The sequence below is a fragment of the Promicromonospora sp. NPDC060204 genome (assembly GCF_042728455.1).
GTDB lineage: Bacteria > Actinomycetota > Actinomycetes > Actinomycetales > Cellulomonadaceae > Promicromonospora.
This window is the reverse complement of the sequence record NZ_JBHWZO010000106.1, coordinates 1-19,898: the sequence shown is the minus strand read 5'-3', so window position 1 is coordinate 19,898 and position 19,898 is coordinate 1. Positions and strand designations below refer to the sequence as shown.

Annotated in this window: 17 protein-coding genes; 10 read left to right on the top strand and 7 right to left on the bottom strand. The window is 74.0% G+C overall.

Going from position 1 to position 19,898, the window contains the following annotated elements; translation table 11 throughout:
• Positions 1-65: 65 nt before the first annotated feature.
• From ACFWEJ_RS14945 to ACFWEJ_RS14930, 4 genes are all read right to left on the bottom strand, one after another.
• Complete coding sequence (locus tag ACFWEJ_RS14945) at positions 66-1,475, bottom strand: Gfo/Idh/MocA family protein (protein ID WP_377229992.1); 1,410 nt, start codon at positions 1,473-1,475, stop codon at positions 66-68.
• Between the two features lie 106 nt (positions 1,476-1,581).
• Positions 1,582-2,616 (bottom strand): 3-oxoacyl-[acyl-carrier-protein] synthase III C-terminal domain-containing protein, encoded by a 1,035-nt coding sequence (locus ACFWEJ_RS14940; RefSeq protein ID WP_377229991.1) that lies wholly within the window; start codon positions 2,614-2,616, stop codon positions 1,582-1,584.
• Between the two features lie 4 nt (positions 2,617-2,620).
• The gene (locus ACFWEJ_RS14935; RefSeq protein WP_377229990.1) at positions 2,621-3,235 is read right to left on the bottom strand and encodes a SprT-like domain-containing protein; all 615 of its coding nucleotides are present in this window, start codon (positions 3,233-3,235) and stop codon (positions 2,621-2,623) included.
• 127 nt (positions 3,236-3,362) lie between these two features.
• Positions 3,363-5,672 (bottom strand): LLM class flavin-dependent oxidoreductase, encoded by a 2,310-nt coding sequence (locus ACFWEJ_RS14930; RefSeq protein WP_377229989.1) that lies wholly within the window; start codon positions 5,670-5,672, stop codon positions 3,363-3,365.
• A 119-nt stretch (positions 5,673-5,791) separates the two neighbouring features.
• Between ACFWEJ_RS14930 and ACFWEJ_RS14925 the strand changes: the two genes are divergently transcribed.
• From ACFWEJ_RS14925 to ACFWEJ_RS14915, 3 genes are all read left to right on the top strand, one after another.
• A complete protein-coding gene (locus ACFWEJ_RS14925; protein ID WP_377229988.1) occupies positions 5,792-6,286 on the top strand; it encodes a MarR family winged helix-turn-helix transcriptional regulator in 495 nt (164 codons plus the stop codon).
• A 161-nt stretch (positions 6,287-6,447) separates the two neighbouring features.
• Positions 6,448-8,571 (top strand): adenylate/guanylate cyclase domain-containing protein, encoded by a 2,124-nt coding sequence (locus ACFWEJ_RS14920; protein WP_377229987.1) that lies wholly within the window; start codon positions 6,448-6,450, stop codon positions 8,569-8,571.
• Positions 8,564-10,012, top strand: a complete 1,449-nt coding sequence (locus ACFWEJ_RS14915; protein WP_377229986.1) for a mechanosensitive ion channel domain-containing protein — start codon at positions 8,564-8,566, stop codon at positions 10,010-10,012. The genes ACFWEJ_RS14920 and ACFWEJ_RS14915 overlap by 8 nt, the downstream gene beginning before the upstream one ends.
• On the opposite strand, the gene ACFWEJ_RS14910 is transcribed toward ACFWEJ_RS14915, so the two are convergent.
• Complete coding sequence (locus tag ACFWEJ_RS14910) at positions 9,982-10,680, bottom strand: FadR/GntR family transcriptional regulator (RefSeq protein WP_377229985.1); 699 nt, start codon at positions 10,678-10,680, stop codon at positions 9,982-9,984. The genes ACFWEJ_RS14915 and ACFWEJ_RS14910 overlap by 31 nt on opposite strands.
• A gap of 71 nt (positions 10,681-10,751) precedes the next feature.
• Here ACFWEJ_RS14910 and ACFWEJ_RS14905 point away from each other — a divergent pair, with 71 nt between their 5' ends.
• The 3 genes from ACFWEJ_RS14905 to ACFWEJ_RS14895 are packed head-to-tail and all read left to right on the top strand — an operon-like array spanning position 10,752 to position 13,707.
• On the top strand, positions 10,752-11,537 hold the full coding sequence (locus ACFWEJ_RS14905) for a (Fe-S)-binding protein (RefSeq protein WP_377229984.1): 786 nt from the start codon (positions 10,752-10,754) through the stop codon (positions 11,535-11,537).
• The gene (locus ACFWEJ_RS14900) at positions 11,534-13,051 is read left to right on the top strand and encodes a LutB/LldF family L-lactate oxidation iron-sulfur protein (RefSeq protein ID WP_377229983.1); all 1,518 of its coding nucleotides are present in this window, start codon (positions 11,534-11,536) and stop codon (positions 13,049-13,051) included. The genes ACFWEJ_RS14905 and ACFWEJ_RS14900 overlap by 4 nt, the downstream gene beginning before the upstream one ends.
• Positions 13,048-13,707, top strand: a complete 660-nt coding sequence (locus ACFWEJ_RS14895) for a lactate utilization protein C (RefSeq protein WP_377229982.1) — start codon at positions 13,048-13,050, stop codon at positions 13,705-13,707. Before ACFWEJ_RS14900 ends, ACFWEJ_RS14895 begins: the two co-directional genes overlap by 4 nt.
• Positions 13,708-13,746: 39 nt before the next feature.
• Here ACFWEJ_RS14895 and ACFWEJ_RS14890 read toward each other — a convergent pair whose 3' ends face one another.
• Entirely contained in the window at positions 13,747-14,160 is a 414-nt protein-coding gene (locus ACFWEJ_RS14890) for a DUF2000 family protein (protein WP_377229981.1), read from the bottom strand.
• A gap of 50 nt (positions 14,161-14,210) precedes the next feature.
• On the opposite strand from ACFWEJ_RS14890, the gene ACFWEJ_RS14885 reads away from it, so the two are divergent.
• The 3 genes from ACFWEJ_RS14885 (at position 14,211) to ACFWEJ_RS14875 (ending at position 17,106) form a co-directional block, all read left to right on the top strand.
• On the top strand, positions 14,211-15,023 hold the full coding sequence (locus ACFWEJ_RS14885) for a helix-turn-helix domain-containing protein (RefSeq protein ID WP_377229980.1): 813 nt from the start codon (positions 14,211-14,213) through the stop codon (positions 15,021-15,023).
• 150 nt (positions 15,024-15,173) lie between these two features.
• Positions 15,174-15,830: a uridine kinase gene (locus tag ACFWEJ_RS14880; protein WP_377229979.1), complete on the top strand. Its 657-nt coding sequence runs from the start codon at positions 15,174-15,176 to the stop codon at positions 15,828-15,830.
• Positions 15,831-15,900: 70 nt separating this feature from the next.
• Positions 15,901-17,106 (top strand): glycosyltransferase, encoded by a 1,206-nt coding sequence (locus tag ACFWEJ_RS14875; RefSeq protein WP_377229978.1) that lies wholly within the window; start codon positions 15,901-15,903, stop codon positions 17,104-17,106.
• Positions 17,107-17,215: 109 nt separating this feature from the next.
• Here the strand turns inward: ACFWEJ_RS14875 and ACFWEJ_RS14870 are convergent, their stop codons facing one another.
• The gene (locus ACFWEJ_RS14870; protein WP_377229977.1) at positions 17,216-18,463 is read right to left on the bottom strand and encodes an amidohydrolase; all 1,248 of its coding nucleotides are present in this window, start codon (positions 18,461-18,463) and stop codon (positions 17,216-17,218) included.
• A gap of 91 nt (positions 18,464-18,554) precedes the next feature.
• Between ACFWEJ_RS14870 and ACFWEJ_RS14865 the strand changes: the two genes are divergently transcribed.
• On the top strand, positions 18,555-19,817 hold the full coding sequence (locus ACFWEJ_RS14865; protein WP_377229976.1) for a LacI family DNA-binding transcriptional regulator: 1,263 nt from the start codon (positions 18,555-18,557) through the stop codon (positions 19,815-19,817).
• The last annotated feature ends 81 nt before the right edge of the window (positions 19,818-19,898 follow it).

Below are 19,898 nucleotides of genomic sequence, written 5' to 3'. Positions count from 1 at the left end.
CAGCCGGCTGAAAGCGAAGAAACCAGGGCCTCAAAGGGGAGAGAGCTCAAAGGCGTGAGTGAGGGTCAGATGCCCAGGTTGAGGTCCTTGACCGGGACCGGGGCGCCCGTCTCCAGCGAGCGGTTGCCCGCGTAGCCCACCGACGACGCGCGGACGCCGTCGACGTAGCCGGCCGCGCGGGCCAGCGGGTCGGGCTCGGCCGACGGCTTGAAGACGTCGGCCAGCAGCAGCGCGTCGCCGCCGCCGTGCCCGCCGCCGCCGCGCACGATCGGCCGCTCCTCGGCGCGCTCCCAGTGCCGCTGCACCACGAGCCGCTCGCCGATGGGCCGCACCAGGTCCTCCTCGAACACCTCGGTCGCGCTCGGGTCGAGGATCGCGGCCTTGTCGCCGAACTCCACCGAGCCGCGCTCGGTGACCTCCAGCTCCGCCCGGCCGCGCGTGCCGTTGACCACCACGCGGTAGCCCTCCCACGGCGCGTGCGCGGTGAGCGAGTAGGTGAGCAGCGCGCCGCCCTCGTACTCGACGACGAGCCCGAGCGTGTCCTCGGTGGTGATGCCCGCGTCGAACACCGAGCGGTTGCGCACGTAGCCGTCGACCGCCTGGGCCTCGGGTCCGTACAGGGTGGACAGCCACTCGTTGTTCTCGACCGAGAGCTGCCACGGGTCGATGCCGCGCTCGTTCAGGGCGCGCTCGCCGGCCGTGGGCTCGTAGCCGGACTCGTGCGCGCCGTCGTCGCCGTAGAACCGCCGGCCGCCCGTGGCGAAGACGCGCTGCGGCACACCGTCGATCCACCAGTTGACCAGGTCGAAGTGGTGGCTCGACTTGTGCACCAGCAGGCCGCCGTTGTTCACCTTCTCGCGGTGCCAGCGGCGGAAGTAGTCGGCGCCATGCACGGTGTCCAGCGCCCAGTCGAAGTGGACCGACAGCACCCGCCCGATCTCGCCGCTCGCGATCACCTCGCGCAGCGCGCTGTTGCGGGGCGAGTAGCGGTAGTTGAACGTCGTGACCAGGTCGCGGCCCGTCTCGGCCACGGCGTCCACGATCTGCCGGGCCTGGTCGGCGTGCGCGGCGATGGGCTTCTCCACGACCACGTCGGCGCCGGCCCGCAGGGCGCGGGTCACGAGGTCGCCGTGCGTGCGGTCGACCGACGTGACGATCACGCGGTCCACGGACTGCTCCGCGATCGCCTTCTCCAGGTCGTCCGGCCCGTACACGGGGCGGGCGCCGCCGAACGCGGCAGCGACGCGCGCCTCGTAGGCCGCGGCGCGCACGGGGTTGGGCTCGACCCAGGCGACGATCTCGCCGTCGGGCGCGTGGGTGCCGATCAGGGCGTCGACGTACATGGACGCGCGGTGCCCCGTCCCCACCACCGCGTAGCGGCGGCGCCCCTCGGGCAGCGGGCCCGACGGCGGCACGGGCTCTTGGGTCGGACCGGTGATCGGCTCGGTGGTCGGCTCAGTGGTCGGCTCGGGCATCGGTGGAGAGCTCCTTCGGTCGTCGTCGACGTCGGGTGGATGGGATTGAAACGATACGACGCCGGGAAAGCGCTGTCCATGCCCTCCGCCGGGTAACCGGGCCGACTCACCGCTCCGGCGTGATCACCACCTGGCCGGCCCACGCGAACCCGCCGCCGAACCCGAACAGCAGCGCGGGCGCACCCGCCGGGATCCGGCCCGCGTGCCACCACTTGGACAGCCCGAGGGGGATCGACGCCGCCGAGGTGTTGCCCGACTCGGTGATGTCCGTGACGACGACCTTGCCCTCCAGGCCGAGCGCCTTGGCCAGGGGCTCGATGATCCGCAGGTTCGCCTGGTGCGCCACGAGCACCTCGATGTCGTCGAGGCTCAGCCCGGACGCCGCCACGACGTCCCGCGCCCGGTCCGCGGCGCGCGTGATGGCCCACTTGAACACCGAGCGGCCGTCCTGCTGGAACTTCACCTCCGGCGCCTCGATGCGCACCGCGGGCGTGAGCTCCGGCTCGGTGCCCCACACCACGGGCCCGACGGCGGGCGTGTCCGTCGCCTGGAGCACCACTGCGCCGGCGCCGTCCGCCGTGAGGATGCACGTCGAGCGGTCGGTCCAGTCGGTGTACGCGGTGAGCTTCTCCGCGCCGATCACCAGCGCCGTGCGCGCCGACCCGGTGCGGATCGCCTGGTCGGCCACGCCGACCCCGTGCGCGAACCCGGAGCACGCCACGTTGAGGTCCAGCGCCGCCGGGCCCACGACGTCACGCAGGTCCGGCGCCTCCTCGCCCTCCGGCGTCGAGGCGCCGGGCTGGACGCCCGTGTGCAGCGCATAGGCCACCCGGCCGGCCGTGTTGGGCGACCGGTCGTCGTTGGTAGCCGTCGCGACGATCACCAGGTCGACGGCGTCGGCGGTCAGGCCGGCGTCGGCCAGCGCGTGCTCCGCCGCGGCGGTCGCCATCTGGGCGACGGTGACGTCGTCCGCCGCCACGTGCCGCGTGACGATGCCGGTGCGCGACCGGATCCACTCGTCGTTGGTCTCGACCCGCTGGGCGATGTCGTCGTTCGTCAGCGTCTGCGGTGGCTGGTGGTGCCCCAGACCGACGATGCGGGAGCCGGCGGCGCCGGACGGGAGCGTGAGAGCGGTAGCCATGAGGTCAACGTAGCGCGCCGAGGTCGAACGGCTCCATGACGGCCCCGGCGGCGAGCGCCCTCGCGGCCCGGGCCACGCGCTCCTCGGCGCCGGGTCCGGTGGCCGGCACCTCGCGCACCTCGCGGAAGGCCCCGCGCAGCTGGGAGTCGTACCGCTCCCCCATCGCCGCGTTGCGCCCCTTGTAGGTCCACGCGATGAGGTTGGCCAGGGCGAACCGCGGACCGCACGAGCGGCAGGACATGATGCCCGGGGGCCGCCGGAACCGGGTGCTCCGGTGACCGGCCGGGCACGTGCCCACCCACGGCCCGTCGATCGACGGCGCCGACGGGTCCACGCAGCGCAGCCCCGAGCACCCGATCCGCACCGCGACCTCGCGCCACGCCGGACCGTGCTTCGCCTTGGGACCCGCGAGCGCGTGCGCCACCTCGTGCAGGATCGTGTCCCGCACCTCCCGCTCGTCGTGGATGCGGGTGAGCGGGGCGGACAGGCTGATGCGTCGTTTGCCGTAGCTGCACATCCCGGCGCGCCGGACGGCGTCGTCGAACTCGAACGTCCAGGCCTTCAATCCGTGCTGGTCCATCAGGTCACGCGCGAGGCGCGAGGCGGCGACAAGGTTCATGGGTACCCCTGCGGTGGTCGTTCAACGGTCAGATCGCGTCCGGCTGCACCGGACGCGATCGAACCTACGGGCTCTCACCCACACGCACGTGAAGTTATCCACAACCCAGCGTCACAAGGCGGACCTGTCAGGCATCGCTCCCCGAGGCGCCCTCGGCCGGGTCGGCCGGCGGGATCGGGAAGTTCGTCCGGAACACGTTCGACGGATCGTAGACCGCCTTGACCTCCCGCAGCCGCGTGAGCGTGGGCTCCGGGAACGCCTCCAGCAGCCGCTCGGGCCGGCTGTCGGTGTCGAAGGACAGGTACGAGCCGTCCATCACGGACCCGATCTCGGCGTCCCACGCCTGGTTGAGCCGGTCCTGGTTCGAGCCCAGGGCCGAGAGCGCGAAGTTCTGGTGCCGGTGCGCGTACGCCGTGGCGTCCGGCGCGACGTCGTTCCCCGCCCCGCCCGTGGCCCGGATCGACGTGAAGTACGACTCCCCGGTGCCCAGCAGGCGCTCGATCGCCCGGCTGGTGCCCTGGTCCAGGTGCGTCAGCAGGCCGGACCGCGCCGACGGGTCGCCGCCGCCGGAGTGGTGGGCGTCCTCCTTGCGCACCACGCCCGAGTACGGCAGGAGCTGCGCCTGGTGCCCCAGCAGCGGGCCGGCGTCGGCCAGCAGCTCGAGCTGGGCGACCGCCTCGTCCGGGTCGGCGTCGGCGCCCTCGGCCGCGAACACGGTCAGGAGCTGCGCCATCGGCGTCTGGCCGCGCCGTCCGCCGCCCACGATCATGAACGACGTGAGCCCGCGCGGCGCCGCCTCGACCGTCGCGCCCCAGCGCTCCAGCAGGCCGGCCGTGTCGGTGGCGTCGAGCGTCATCTGCGAGAAGACCACGGCGCCCACGGCGCCGGCCTCGATCTCGATCCAGGTGACCACGCCCATGTTGCCGCCCGCGCCGCGCAGCGCCCAGAACAGGTCAGGGTGCTCGTCGCGCGACGCGTGCAGCACGCGTCCGTCGGCCGTGACGACCTCCGCGGCCACCACGTGGTCGATCGTCAGGCCCTGCAGCCGGCCCAGGAACCCGATGCCGCCGGTGGTGGCGAGCCCGCCGACGCCCACGCCGCCGTAGTCGCCCGACGTGATGGCCCAGCCGCGCGGGGCCAGCACCTCCGCGACCTCGCCCCAGGTGGCCCCGGCGCCGATCCGCACCCGCCGCGTGGCCTCGTCGACGACCTCGACCGAGCGCATCCGGCTCAGGCTGAGCACCACGCCGCCGTCGTTCGTGGAACGGCCGGAGATGCCGTGCCCCGCGGAGCGGACGGCGAACTCGACGTCCTGCTTCTGCACCCAGGCCAGCCCCGCCGCGACCTCGTCGACGCCCTGCGGCCGCAGCACCAGGCCCGGCGCTCCGGACCGGAGGTAGTTGTGCCGTACCGCGCCGTACTCGCGGTCGCCGGGCTCCACGGCGTGCGCCGCGAGCTCCGGCGGGAGCGAGCCGTAGTCGATCCCGTCGCGGCGCGCGGCCAGCGCCGTCGCGCCCCGGCGGGCCGCCGCCGGCGCCGTCCCCGCGGAGCGCCGCTCCGCCGCCACGGCCTCCCGGACGGCGGGCGCGACCTCTTCCGCGAACGCGCGGATCTGGTCCGGGTCGTCGCCCATCGCGATGAACCCGCTGACGCCGTCCTCCAGCGCCATGAGCGTGAGCTCCTCGACCCACTGGTCCGCGGGACCCTGGAGCGGCCCGGTGGAGCGGTCGGTGATGGACCCGCCGAGGTTCAGCAGCCGGCGGATCTCGCTCGGCGAGCGCCCGGCCTCCTCGGCCGCCTCGTCGATGGTCGCGTTGCCGCGCGCCAGGTCGCCGTCCTTGAAGTAGGGCAGCGAGGGCAGCCAGCCGTCGGCCTTGGCGCCGGTGAGCCGGAGCATGCGCTTCTTGTACGCCCCGAGCCAGATCGGGATGTCGTGGGCGGGGGCCGGGCCGCGCTTGGCACCGTCGACGTGGTGGAACTGCCCGGGCACCCGCAGCGGCGTGCGGTTCCCGGCGTCCCAGATGCCGCGCATGATCTCGATGCCCTCCTCGAGGGCGGTGACGCCCTCGCCGGGGGTCAGACGCTTGGTGCCCATCGCGACCATCGCGTCCCAGAAGCCGCCCGTGCCCACACCCATCTCGAACCGTCCGCCGCTGAGCAGGTCGAGGCTCGCGGCCGCGCGCGCCAGGTGGGCGGGCGGGCGCATGCCCAGGTTGAGCACGTTCCCGGAGAGGTGGATGCGCTCGGTCTGCGCGGCGACCCACGACAGGAGCGTCCAGGTGTCCAGGAACGACGGCTGGTACGGGTGGTCCTGGAACGTGACCAGGTCCAGGCCCAGCTGCTCGGAGAGCTGGGCGAGCCGCACGGGAACCTGCGGGTCGCCGTTGGACGGGGTGATGAAGGTGCCGAAGAGCAGGTCGTGCCCGTAGTCGGTCATGCGTGCGGTGTCCCTCGTGTCGCTCTGCGCCTGCCACGCCTCGCGGCAGATCGTCTGTCTAGCAGACGATATTACTCACAACTCTTCTGGTTCGCTGCACATTCCCCTAGGATGGGCGCATGAGCACCGCGCCCACCGAGACCCGCACGGGCCAGCACTCCCTGTTCGGCTGGTCCCTCGCCGCGCTCCTGCGCGAGTGGAGCGCCCGCGTCGACGCCGCCGCGGACGACCTGCCCCAGGGCACGCGCGGCTACCAGCTGCTCACCGCCGTGGTGCACGGCGACCTGCCCAGCCAGGCCGCGCTCGCCGCCTCGCTCGGCATCGACCGCACGGTGATGACCTACCTGCTCGACGCCTTCGAGGGCTGCGGGCTGGTCGAGCGGCAGCAGGACCCGGCCGACCGGCGCGCGCGCCGCATCGTCGCGACGGACCGGGGCCTGGAGGTGCTCGCCGCGATGGATGCGCGCGTGGCCGCCGCGGAGGAGGAGCTGCTCTCCGGACTCGAGCCGGCGCAGCGCGCGGTGCTCCGCGAGCTGCTGGAGCGCGCCGCCACGGGTACCGGGCCGGACCACGACCCGTGCCGCACGGTGGTCCAGGCGACCCGCCCGGAATGACCCCGTTCCACCCCTCGATCACCTCTTGAAGCGGACATAACCGATCCCCGCTAAGCGCTTGACCGGATCTCGAACTAGCCTCCGCTGAGGGACGACGTCAGGGGGCGGACGGTTGACCCAGGCTGTGGCACCCCTCTGCGACCGTACGGAGGGGACCAAGGATGACGGAAGCGCCACCCGAACGCCGTCGGGCTGGGATGTCCATCCTGTCGAAGCTGCTCGCCATGCTGCTGGGAGTCAGCCTGCTGTCGGCGCTCGTGGCCGGGATCGTCGGGTACCGCAACGGCAGCGACTCGCTCCGCGCCGCGGCGATCGAGCGGATGATCGAGGTGCGCGAGTCCCGCGCCCGCGAGATCGAGGCGTACATGGACGGCCTGCGGCACACGATCATCCTGGACAGCCGCGGCATCGCGGCGCAGGCGGTCCCCGAGCTGCACGACGCGTTCCGCGAGCTCGACGAGCAGCCCGCGTCGGCGTCCGAGAAGGCGGCCGTGCGCGCGTACTACGAGCAGAGCTTCGTGCCGGAGCTGGAGGCCCGGCAGGGCGGCGAGGCGGACGTCGAGGCGCTGCTGCCGACGTCGGACGCCGCCTGGCACCTCCAGGCGAGCTACACGGCCGCGGACACGGACTGGGACGCCCGGCTGGCCACCGACGACGCGGGCGACGGCAGCGCCTGGTCGGCCGCCCACGCGAAGTACCACGACTTCTTCCGCGAGACGGTGGCGCAGAAGGGGTACGAGGACATCCTGCTGCTCGACGAGGACGGCACCGTCATCTACTCGGCCTACAAGGGGGTGGACCTCGGCACGAACGTGCTCACCGGCCCCCACGCCGGCGGGGCGCTCCAGGACGTGTTCGAGCAGGCCGCCCGCGCGACCAGCGTGGACACCATGGCGATCAGCGACCTGGACCGGTACACACCGTCCGAGGGGCGGCCGACGATGTTCGCGGCGTCGCCGGTGGGCTCGGGCGGCCAGGCGGACGGTGTGCTCGTCTACCAGGTCCCGATGGACGAGGTGGACGGCATCATGACGTCCGACGGCGCCTGGGCGGCCACCGGCCTGGGACGGACGGGCGAGACCTATCTGGCCGGCCCGGACCGCCTGATGCGCTCCGTCTCCCGCGGGCTGCTCGAGGACCCGGAGGAGTACCGCCGGCAGGTCGTCGCGAACGGAACACCTCGGGAGACCGCCGACCGGCAGGTGGCCGTCACGGGGTCGGTGCTGCTGCAGCCCGTCGACTCGTACGCGGTGGACGAGGCGCTACGGGGCCGCTCCGGCACCGGCGTGAGCACGGACTACCGCGGGCACGAGACGCTCGCCGCGTGGATGCCGCTGGACATCCCGGGCCTGCAGTGGGTGCTCGTGGCGGAGCTGGACACGTCCGAGGCGTTCGAGCCGGTGCGGGACTTCACGCGCAACCTGCTGATCAGCGTCGCCCTCCTGGTCCTGCTGGTGTCGCTCGCCTCGCTGCTGCTGGCCCAGGTGTTCGTGCGGCCGGTGCGGCACCTGGTGGCGGGGGTCAGGGAGGTGGCGGCCGGCAACCTCGACGCGCGGGTCGCGGAGACGAGCCGGGACGAGTTCGGTGAGCTCGCCGGCGCGTTCAACGACATGGCCAGGTCGCTGCAGACCAAGGCGGACCTCCTGGACGAGCAGCAGGCCGAGTACGAGCGACTGCTGCACACCCTCATGCCGGAGGCCGTCGCCCGGCGCTACCAGGACGGCGAGGAGACCATCACGGAGTCGCACACGGACGTGACGGTCGTGTACGCCGAGGTGGTGGGGCTCGACGACCTCACCCGGGGCATGTCGTCGGACGAGGAGCTGGAGACCGTGAACCTCCTGGTCCGCGGGTTCGACGAGGCCGCGGAACGGCTCGGCGTGGAGAAGGTGCGCACCCTGCGCTCGGGGTACCTGGCGAGCTGCGGGCTGGTGGTGCCCCGGGTGGACAGCGCGCGGCGCTCCCTGGAGTTCGTCCGCGAGATGCAGCAGGTCGTCGCGGCGTTCGACGCGCAGCACGACGCCGCCCTGGCGCTGCGCGCCGGGCTGGACACCGGCACGGTGACCAGCGGGCTCGTGGGCCGCCAGAACGTGTACGACCTGTGGGGCGACGCGGTGAACCTGGCGTTCAGCCTGCCGCGGGCCAGCGACCGGCCGGGCGTCTTCATCTCGGCGGCCGTCCACGACCGGCTGCGCGACCAGTACTCCTTCCGAAAGTCCGGCACCGTGGAGACCGAGTCCGGTCCGGAGCCGGTCTGGGAGCTGGAGGAGGCCCGCCGTGGCTGACCTCACCGCACAGCCCTGGTTCTGGTGGGCGCTCGGCGTCACGGTCGGCCTGCCGGTGGTGCTGCTCGCGCTCACCGAGCTGCACGCGGCCCTCGTGCGCCGGGGCAGCGCTGCCGCCCGGCCCGTCGCGTTCCTGCGCACCTTCGTGGTCCCCGCCGTGGCGCTCCTGCTGCTGGTGACCCAGGCGTCGCAGATCTCGGCCGAGGTCACGTGGGTGCGGGTCATCGCCACCGTGGCGGGCCTGCTGGTGCTCCTCGTGGTGCTCTCCGGCTTCAACGTGGCGCTCTTCAGCAACGCCCGGGAGGGCTCGTGGCGCGCCCGGATCCCCTCGATCTTCGTCGACATCGTCCGCGTCGGGGTCGTGGTCGTGGGTCTCGCGGTGCTCTTCTCGTGGGTCTGGGGCGCCGACGTCGGCGGCCTGTTCACCGCGCTCGGCGTCACCTCGATCGTGCTCGGCCTCGCGCTCCAGAACGCCGCGGGCTCGATCATCTCGGGCCTGCTGCTCCTGTTCGAGCAGCCGTTCCGCATCGGCGACTGGCTGGACACGGGCTCGACCCGCGGCCGGGTCGTCGAGGTGAACTGGCGCGCGGTGCACATCGAGACGGGCGACGGCATCCGCGTGGTGCCGAACGCCTCCCTCGCGGGCGCCGAGTTCACGAACCTGAGCGTGCCGAGCACCGAGCACACCGACAGCCTCACCGTCACGTTCGCCACCGCCGACCCGCCCGACCGCGTGCGCACGGTCCTGTTGCGTACGGCCGACCGGCTCCCGGCGCTCGCGTCCGGCGCGCGGCCGGCCGTCGCCGTGCTCGGCGCCGGGAGCTACGAGGTGGCGCTGCCGCTGCCCACCGTCACCGCCGTCGGCGCGACGCGCTCCCTGTTCCTCGGGTCGCTCTGGTACGCCGCCCGGCGGGAGGGGCTGCACCTGGACGGCGACGACGGGTGGGGCACCCCGTTGCCGACCGGCGCCGACGCGCTGGGCCGGCTCGCGCCCGTGCTCCGGCTCGATGACGAGCAGGTGGCCGCGTTCGCGGACGCCGTGTCCGTGGAGCGGTTCGGCGACGGCGAGGTGACGCAGCCGTCCGGCGCCGTCCCCGATGCGATGGGCGTGCTGCTCGACGGCGCCGGCTACCTCGCGCTGCCCGCGCCGGCCGGCGAGACGCGGTCCGTGCTGGAGCTGGGCACGGGCGACCTCCTGAGCCCGACGGCGCTGACCCGGGAGCCGGCCGCGCTCGTCGCGGTCTCGGTGGGCGAGTCCACGGTGGTGCGGATCCCGGTCGACACCGTGCGGGAGATGGTGCGGCAGCGCCCCGACCTGGCCCGCGACGTCGGCGCCGAGATCGACCGGCGGCGCGAGGCCGCCGGGCTGGGCGGCGAGGCCGGTCCGTCCCGCGCGGCGGCCGGCCGGGCTCAGCGCCCGCCCAGGCCCGTCTCGCGGTAGAAGCCCTCGATGTGCTCGCGCATGAGGCGCTCCGCCTCCGCGGCGTCGTGCCGCGCGACGGCGGCCACGATGCCCTCGTGCTCCGCGCACAGGCGCGCGGCCGTGCGCGGCCAGTCCGCGACCGCCTCCGCCCCGGCCGCCACGTAGGAGGCGACGGCGGCTCGCATGCCACTCAGGATCGCCTCGACGAGCTGGTTGCCGCCCAGCCGCGCGATCCCGAGGTGCAGGTCCTGGTCGCGCTCCAGGAACTCGGCCACGCCGAGCCCGGGCTCGGCCATCGCGGCGAGGTACCCGCGCAGCGGCTCCAGGTCCGCCTCGTCCCAGCGTCCCTCGGCGGCGTCGCGCACGGCCCCGGTCTCCAGCAGCACGCGCGTGCGGACGACGTCGGACACGGGGAGGGTGCCGGAGGCCACGTGCAGGCGCACCGCCGCGCCGAGGCCGGCCGCCGGCCGGTCGATCACCGTGGCGCCCGCCGTGGGGCCGGAGCCGACGGCGGTGCGCACGATGCCCATCGCCTCCAGGATCCGGATGGCCTCGCGCACGGACGGTCGGGACACGCCGAGCTCCTCCGCGAGCGCCCGCTCCGCCGGGAGCCGCTCGCCGATGGACCACTTGCCCGCGGTGAGACCCGCCTCGATCTGGGCCAGGACGCGCTCGTGGGTTCGCACGGCCGCCATGCTACTTCAGTGGTCTGTCCACAGTGGGCTATGGTGTGGACAGACCTCGAAGGAGAGTGCCCATGCGTATCGCCCTGGCCGCCACCTGTATCGCCGACGCGATGTTCCCGCAGGCCCCGAAGGCCGTCGTCACGCTCCTGGAGCGCCTGGGCCACGAGGTCGTGTTCCCGGCCGCGCAGGCGTGCTGCGGCCAGATGCACGTGAACACCGGCTACCTCGCCGAGGCCGTGCCGGTGGTGCGCAACCACGTGCGGACCTTCGCCCCGGTGGCGGACGGCGAGTGGGACGCCGTCGTGGTGCCCTCGGGCTCGTGCACGGGCTCGATCCGGCACCAGCAGAAGATGGTGCTGGAGCGTGCGGGGCTGACCTCCGAGGCGCGCACGGCGACGGCCGTCTCGGAGCGCACCTACGAGCTCTCGGAGCTGCTGGTCGACGTGCTCGGCGTGACCGACGTCGGCGCCTGGTTCCCGCACCGCGTCACGTACCACCCCACGTGCCACTCGCTGCGGATGCTCGGCGTGGGCGACAAGCCCGAGCGCCTCCTGCGCGCCGTGGAGGGGCTGGAGCTCGCGCCGCTGGAGCAGGCCGAGGGCTGCTGCGGGTTCGGCGGGACGTTCTCGCTGAAGAACGCGGACACGTCGGCGGCGATGCTCGACGACAAGGTGGCGAACGTGGTGGGGACGGGGGCCGAGGTGCTCACCGCGGGCGACTGGTCGTGCCTGATGCACATCGGCGGCGGCCTCTCGCGCGGCGGCACGGGCGTGCGGCCCATGCACCTGGCCGAGATCCTCGCCTCGACCCGCGAGGCGCCGGTGCACCCCGGCGACCGCCAGGAGGTGGCCCGATGAGCACCTTCCTGGGCATGCCGGCCACACGTGCCGGCCGCGGTCCCAGCCCGGACGCCGCGCCCGGCACCCTCGGGGGCGTGGGCCGCCCGGAGGACCCGCTGCACTGGGGCGCTTCCTTTCCTGACGCCGCGAAGGCCGCGCTGGCGAACGAGCAGCTGCGCCGCAACCTGGGCAACGCCACCTCCACCATCAGGTCCAAGCGGGCGCGCGTGGTCGGGGAGGTGCCCGACTGGGAGGCCCTGCGCGACGCCGGCTCCGCGATCAAGACCGACGTCATGGCCCGGCTCCCCGAGCTCCTGGAGGAGCTCGAGCGCAACGTGACCGCGCGCGGCGGCATCGTGCACTGGGCGCGGGACGCCGCGGAGGCCAACCGGATCGTCGCCGACCTGGTGCGCGCCAAGGAGACCGACGAGGTGGTCAAGGTCAAGTCCATGGCCACCCAGGAGATCGGGCTGAACGAGGCGCTGGCCGAGGAGGGCATCGCTGCGGTCGAGACCGACCTGGCGGAGCTGATCGTGCAGCTCGCCGACGACATGCCGTCGCACATCCTGGTGCCCGCCATCCACCGCAACCGCACCGAGATCCGCGACATCTTCCTGGAGCGCATGGCCGACGCCCCGCCGGACCTGACGGACGTGCCGCGCGAGCTCGCGATGGCGGCCCGGGCGCACCTGCGGCGCAAGTTCCTCTCGGCGAAGGTCGCGATCAGCGGCGCCAACTTCGCCGTCGCGGACAGCGGCACGCTCGCCGTGGTGGAGTCCGAGGGCAACGGCCGCATGTGCCTCACGCTGCCCGAGACCCTGATCACCGTGATGGGCATCGAGAAGCTGGTGCCGACGTACCGCGACCTGGAGGTCTTCCTCCAGCTCCTGCCGCGCTCCTCGACGGGCGAGCGGATGAACCCGTACACCTCGATGTGGACCGGCGTGACGCCGGGCGACGGGCCGCAGGAGTTCCACCTGGTGCTGCTCGACAACGGCCGCACCAAGGTGCTCGCCGACGAGGCCGGGCGATCGGCCCTGCACTGCATCCGCTGCTCCGCGTGCCTCAACGTCTGCCCCGTGTACGAGCGGGTGGGCGGGCATGCCTACGGCTCGGTCTACCCCGGCCCGATCGGGGCCATCCTGACGCCGCAGCTCACCGGCGAGAAGTCCGACCTGCCGTACGCCTCCACCCTGTGCGGCGCGTGCTACGAGGTCTGCCCCGTCAAGATCGACATCCCGTCGATCCTGGTGGAGCTGCGGGCGCGCGAGGTCGAGCTCGCCGGCTCCTCGCCCGACGCCGCGGACCGCGTGTGGAAGGCGGCCATGAAGGCGGCGTCCTTCGCGATGGCCGACGGCGCGCGCTTCCGCCGGGCGGCCCGGGTGCCGCGGGCGCTGCGGGCGATCTCGCGGCACGGCGTGATCCGGCGGCTGCCGTTCCCCGGCTCGCTGTGGACCCGGTCGCGGGACCTGATGGAGCCGCCGCGGCAGACGTTCCGCGACTGGTGGGCCGAGCGAGAGGACGACCGATGAGCGACGCCAGGACCGAGATCCTGTCCCGCATCCGCACGGCGCTGGGCACCTCCACGCCGGAGCCTGCGGCGGTCGCGGCGGCCGTCCCCCGGGACTATCGGTCCGGGGGTGAGCACGCGCCGGGGTCCGAGGTCGTGCTGGACCTGCTCGTCGACCGGCTGGAGGACTACAAGGCCCACGTGCACCGGGTCACGTCCGCCGGCCTGCCGGCGTTGCTGGCACGGCTGCTGGCCGAGGTGCCCGCGAGCAGCGTCGTCGTGCCGGCCGGGGCGGAGCCCGGCTGGCTCGGGGCGCTGGACGGCGTCGACGTGCGGAGCGACTCGCGCGACGCGCCGCTGTCCGCGACGGAGCTGGACGGGATCGACGCCGTGGTGACGGCCGCACGCGTGGCCGTGGCCGAGACCGGCACCATCGTGCTGGACGGCGAGTCCGACCAGGGCCGGCGCGCGATCTCCCTGGTCCCCGACGTGCACGTGTGCGTGGTCCGGACTGACCAGGTGGTGCAGACCGTGCCCGAGGCCGTGCGGCTGCTCGACGCCGACCCTGGCCGCCCGCTGACCTGGATCAGCGGGCCGAGCGCCACGAGCGACATCGAGCTCGACCGGGTCGAGGGCGTGCACGGGCCCCGGACGCTGCACGTGGCGCTGGTGTCCTGACGGCGTCGGGCGGCATCGGGCGGCGTGTGAGCCCGGCCCTCAGGGGTGCAGCCGCGCCCCCTTGACCACCTTGTCCACCACGCGCCGCTCGCCGGCCACCGCGATGCCGACCAGGTCGAGCTTCTCGGTGGCGACGCCCGCGACGGCGGCCCGGTTGTCGACGTCGTTCCCCGTGGCGAACAGGTCGGCCGTGTAGACGCCGATGCGCAGCCCGCGGGTCGCGGCACGCTCCCGGAAGGTCGCGAGCCGGCCGCCGTCGGCCACCATGACCATGACCGGGGTGCCGAGCATCGCGAGGTACTCCTGGCCGTCGGCGTCCCGGTAGGTCTCGCCGACCAGCTCGGGGTAGGCCGCGGTCACGGCGCTGGACAGGAAGGCGGTGACGTTGTTCTCCTGCCAGGCGAGCAGGTCGTCCCGCAGCACGATCACGATCTTGGGCTGTTCGAAGGTCATGGTCCCCAGCGTGCGGGCGGACGGCGTCGGGAATCTTGTACGTTCTTGATGTGCGCCCGCTCGATCTCCCCGCCGGAACGGCTCCGGACGTGGTGCGCGCCTGGCGGCCCGAGATCCCGGGCGTCGCCGAGGTGCTGCACGCCGCCTGGCACGAGCACGCCTACCCGGCGCACACCCACGACACCTGGACCGTGCTGATCGTCGACAGCGGCCTCATCGGCTACGGCCTGGACGGTCACGAGCACGCCGCGCGGCGCACCGGGGTGACCGTGCTGCCGCCCGGCGTGGTGCACGACGGGCGGTCGGTCACCGCGACGGGCTTCAGCAAGCGCGTGGTCTACCTGGAGCCCACGGTGCTCGACGGCGCGCTGGTCGGCCGGGCGGTCGACGCCCCGCTGGTCCCGGACGACCGGCTTCGCAGGCGGTTCGCCGGCCTCGACCGGGCGCTGACCGTGCGCGAGGATGTCGCCGCCGAGAGCCTGCTCGCGCTGGTCACGGAGGGGCTGGCCTGGCACCTCTCCGGCCGTCCGACGCCGCCGCGCGAGCCGCCCGCCGCCTCCACCGCGCGGCGCGCCCGCGACCTGCTCGACGCCGACCCTGCCCGGCCCGTCCGGCTCGCCGAGGTGGCCGCCGCGCTGGACGTCAGCGTGCCGCACCTGGTGCGCGCGTTCACGCGGGAGCTCGGCCTGCCGCCGCACCGGTACCTGGTGGGACGTCGTCTCGACCTGGCCCGACGCCGGCTGTTGGCCGGCGAGCCGGCGGCGTCGGTCGCGGTCGCGACGGGGTTCCACGACCAGGCGCACCTGACCCGCCACTTCCGCCGTCTGCTGCGCACGACGCCGGGACGCTACCAGCGCGGCTGACCGCGCGACGTCTCCCCTTTGAGGCCCTGGTTTCTCCTCTTTCAGCAGGCCCAAAGCGAAGAAAGTAGGGCCTCAAAAGGGAGGAGCGTCACGCCCGGAACGCCCGCGCCCCGCCGCGAGCCGGCGTCCGGTGCGGGAGAATCGGATCTCGTGACCGACCCCGTGATCGAGCCCGCCCTCTTCGACCTGCCCCCGGGTGCCCGGCGCCCCCGCGCGCGGGTGGTGCTGCTGACCGGGCCGTCGGGCTCGGGCAAGACGTCGCTCACGCAGCGGCTCGGCCTGCCGGTGGTCCAGCTCGACGACTTCTACCTCGACATCGACCACCCCGGCCTGCCGCAGCGGTACGGCAGCGTGGACTGGGACAGCCCGGCGAGCTGGGACGGCAAGGGCGCCCTGGCGGCGCTGCAGGAGCTGGCCACCGAGGGTCGCGCCGAGGTGCCGGTCTACGACATCCCGACGTCGCGCCGCACGGGCATGCGCCGCCTCGACATCGGCGACTCGCCGCTGATCCTCGCCGAGGGGATCTTCGCGGCACAGCTCGTCGAGGAGTGCCGCGCCGAGGGCCTGCTCGCGGACGCGATCTGCCTGTCGCGGCCGCGCCTGGTCACCTTCTGGTTCCGTTTCCTGCGCGACGTCGCGGAGGCGCGCAAGCCGCTCGGCACGCTGCTGCGCCGCGGCACCTCGCTGCTGCGAGCGGAGCCGGCCATGATCGAGCGGTGGGTGGCGCTGGGCTGCCGCGAAACATCACCCGCCCAGGCGGAACGGGACATCAGAAACCTCCTTGTGCAGAAGTCCTCGGATACGTAATCCTCGTGTAACCGAACTGCCATGTAATGCACATCCGTAGGGCTCACTCTGGGCGCAGGAGGTGGTGTCTGTGATCCAGCGCAACGGCTTGCGTGTGCTCTCGCTCTACGAGGGCTTCTTCAGCGGCGGGGCTCGTGTCCTGCACTCGACGGTGGTCGCCGGTCTGCATCAGGGCGGTCGTCAGCAGCATTCCGTGCTGAGCCTGCACCACGAGGTCCGGCGCGAGGCCACCCTCCAGCGGATGGAGGACGACCCCCGCTACCGCGCGCTGCGCGCCGCGGGCGTCCGGATCGGCTCCCTGGGCCGCAGCACCGACGCGAACCACGACCCGCGCGTGTTCAGCGAGGCCGAGCTCCGGGCCGCGGCCCACCAGGCCGAGGGCTCGCACGTCATCCTGTCCCTCAAGGAGCAGCCGCTCCGGCTCGTGAACCAGGACGCGTTCCCGCAGCGCCCCGTCATCGCCTGCCTGCACCGGTCCGACCCGGAGCACCAGGGCGACGCCCTCGGCGACCTGCTGACCGCGGCGGAGCGCGGCCGGCTCGCCGCCGTCGTCTGCTGCGCGGAGTCCACGCGCGACGCGTACCGGGCGGCGGGCGTGCCCGCCGAGCTGCTGCGCGTGGTGCCCAACGGCATCAACCTCGCCCGGTTCCGCCCGGTCCAGGGCGCGCGCCGGCTCGCCCTGCGGGGCGCGGCCGGCATCCCGGCCGACGCGACGGTGGTGGTCTACGCCGCGCGGTACGACGAGATGAAGAACCCCGAGCTGTTCCTCCGGTCGGCCCGGCTGTTCCTCGCGATGGAGCCCACGGGCCGGGTGCTGATGTGCGGCGCCGGCATGAGCGCGGCCAACCCCGACCTCCAGGCAGACCTGGAGCGGATCTTCGGCGACCGGCCGGACCTGCTGGCGCGCCTGGACCTGCTGGGCGTGCGGCACGACATGGAGCTGGTCTACGCGACGGCCGACGTCGTCGCGCTCACCTCGACGTTCGGCGAGGCCGCGCCGCTGTGCCTCATCGAGGGCTCGATGTGCGGCGCCGTGCCGGTCACGACGCCGGTGGGCGACGCGCCGTCGATCGTCGAGCGGATCGGGTTCGTGACGTCGTTCGACCCCGACGAGATCGCCGCGACCTGGATCGAGGCGGCCGCCCGACGCGAGGAGCTGGAGTCGGCGCGCACCGCCGTCCGGCCGCGGTTCAGCCACGTCCGGATGATCGCCGGGTACTCGAGCATCATCGAGCGCACCCACCGCGACGCCGGCTTACGCATGGCACGGGTCTAGCGCGTTCCGGGCGCCGCCCGGGTCCGGGCAGCGCCCGGCTGATCGGTAGGACGTCAGGTGATCGGTACCCCGGGGTGCCGATCACCTGACGCCCTGCCGATCGCGTTTGTCACGCCGCGGCAGGGAGCCAGGTGCGGGCCGCCGTGACCAGGGCCGTGACGCCGTTGCGCAGCGTCGGGTCCGGGACCGGGGCGTAGCGCGGGGAGTGGTTGGACGGCACGGTCAGGAGCGCCGGGTCGCTCATGTCGCCGGTCGTGAACAGGCCCGGGTCGGTGCCGCCGAGCAGCCAGTACGACAGGGGCGCGCCCGCGCTCGTCGCCAGGATGCCCACGTCCTCGCTCCCCGCTCCCGCGCCGGGGTCGAGCAGGTTCTCGGGGCCGAGCCACGAGCCGAAGGCGGCGAACGTCCGGGCGAGCGCGGCGTCGTCGTTGACGACGACGGGGAAGCGCTCGATCGGGGTGATCGTGGGCTCCTCCGTCGCGCCGGCGATGACCGCCTCGCCGCGCACGATGCGCTCGACGGCGTCGAGGATCCGCTGCCGCACCGCCTCGTCGTAGCTGCGGATGTTGAGCTGCAGCTCGGCCTCGCCGGGGATGACGTTGGCGGCGTCGCCGGCGTGGATCGAGCCCACGGTGAGCACGGCGGTGGCCGTGCTCGGGATCTCCCGGGACACGACCGTCTGCAGCCGCAGCACCGTCTCGGCCGCCATCACGATCGGGTCGACCGACGCCTGGGGCATGGAGCCGTGCGCCCCGCGGCCGGCGAGCCGTACCCGGAGCGAGTCGGAGCCCGCGTACGACGCGCCGGGATGCCCCGCGATCTTGCCCGCCGGCAGCGGCGCCACGTGCTGGCCGAGCACGACGGCTGGGGTCGGGAAGCGGTCGTAGAGGCCGTCGTCGACCAGCGCCTGCGCGCCCTGGCCCAGCTCCTCCGCGGGCTGGAACACCACGAGCAGGGTTCCGGCCCAGCTCTCGCGGGCGTGGGCCAGCACGTCGGCCGCGCCCAGGAGGCACGTGGTGTGCAGGTCGTGCCCGCAGGCGTGGTCCACCGGGACCGCCTTCCCGGCCGCGTCCGTCGCCGTCGCGGTGCTGGCGTAGTCCAGGCCGGTCTGCTCCTGGACCGGCAGGGCGTCCATGTCGGCGCGGAGCAGCGCCGTCGGGCCGGACCCGTTCCGCAGGACGCCGACGACGCCGGTCTTGCCGACGCCCGTCGTCACCTCGAACCCGGACGCCGTGAGCCGGTCCGCGACGATCCGCGCGGTGCGATGCTCCTGGAAACCGAGCTCGGGATGTCGGTGCAGGTCCTGGTACAGGTCCGTGAGCGCCGGGTCGAACGGGACGTCCTGGTGTGGGGTCATGGCGGTCCTCCGTCGTCCGTCCCCACGCTAGGCGCGACCCGGATGTCCCGCTCGGCGACCATCCGAGCGCCGGACACGGCAGGATGACCTCATGTCCGACGCCCCCGTCACCCTGAGCCAGGTCGCCCGCGAGGCCGGCGTCTCGCTCGCCACGGCGTCGCGCGCGATCAACGGGAGCGCCACGCGCAGCGTCCGCGAGGACCTGCGCGAGCGCGTCCTGGAGGCCGCGCGCCGCCTCGCCTACTCGCCCGACCCCAGCGCACAGGCCATGGCCCGCGGCCGCACCACGGCGCTCGGGCTCGTGGTGCACGACATCGCCGACCCGTACTTCTCGACGATCGCCGCCGGTGTGGCGCGCGCGGCGGAGCAGGCCGGCCTCATCGTCACGCTCGCGTCCACGGAGCACAGCTCCGAGCGCGAGCTCGCCTTCGTCGAGCTCGCGCGGCGCCAGCGGTCGCGCGCGATCATCCTTGCGGGCGGCCGGCTGGAGCCGGAGGCGGGGCCGACGGCGGAGGGCGGCGCGGCGGCGGGCGGCGGCGGTGTGCCTGCGTCGAGCGGCGGCGATACGCCGAAGCCGAGCGGCGCGGCGGCAGCGTCTGCCGCTGCCGGGCCCACCCCGGGCGCACTCGAGGCAGCACTGAACGCGTTCCAGGAGGCCGGGGGCGGGGTGGCGCTGGTCGGCCAGCCGATCGGCGGCCTGCCCGTGGTCGAGATCGCGAACGCGGACGGCGCGGCCGACCTCGCCCGCGCCCTGCACGGCCACGGCTACCGCCGGTTCGCCGTGCTGGCCGGCCCGGACGGGCACCGCACGGCGGCGGACCGGACGAGCGGTTTCACCGAGGCACTGGCAAAGCTCGGCAGCCCCGTCGCGCCCGACGACGTCCTGGCCTGCCCGTTCACCCGCGACGGCGGGTACTCCGCGATGCGCGACCTGATAGAGCGCGCCGGCGGGACCGTCGGCGGAGCGGCGGCGCCGTCCGACACGGCGCCGTCCGGCGGGGCGACGTCCGGGACTGAGACACCTGCGGCAGCGACGCCCGGCGGCGGCGGGCTGCCCGAGCTCGTCTTCGCCGTCAACGACGTCATGGCGGTGGGCGCGATGGCCGCCGTCCGCGACGCCGGCCTGAGCGTGCCCGACGACGTGGCCGTGGCCGGGTTCGACGACATCCACACCCTGCGCGACGTGTCCCCCGGGCTGACGACGGTGCGGATCCCGCTGGCCGAGGTCGGCGAGCTGGCGACCGAGCTGGCGCTGGGCCGCGCGGAGCAGACCAGCACCACGGTGCGCGGCGAGGTGGTCCTGCGCGACTCGACGCCGCCCCGGTCGGACGAGCCCTCGGCGTCCGAGGCCTGAGGTCGGCACTCCCCTCACCCGCCGAAAGTGAGATCGGTCCTCTGTATCGAGATCGGTCCAGCGTTGGACCGATCTCGATAC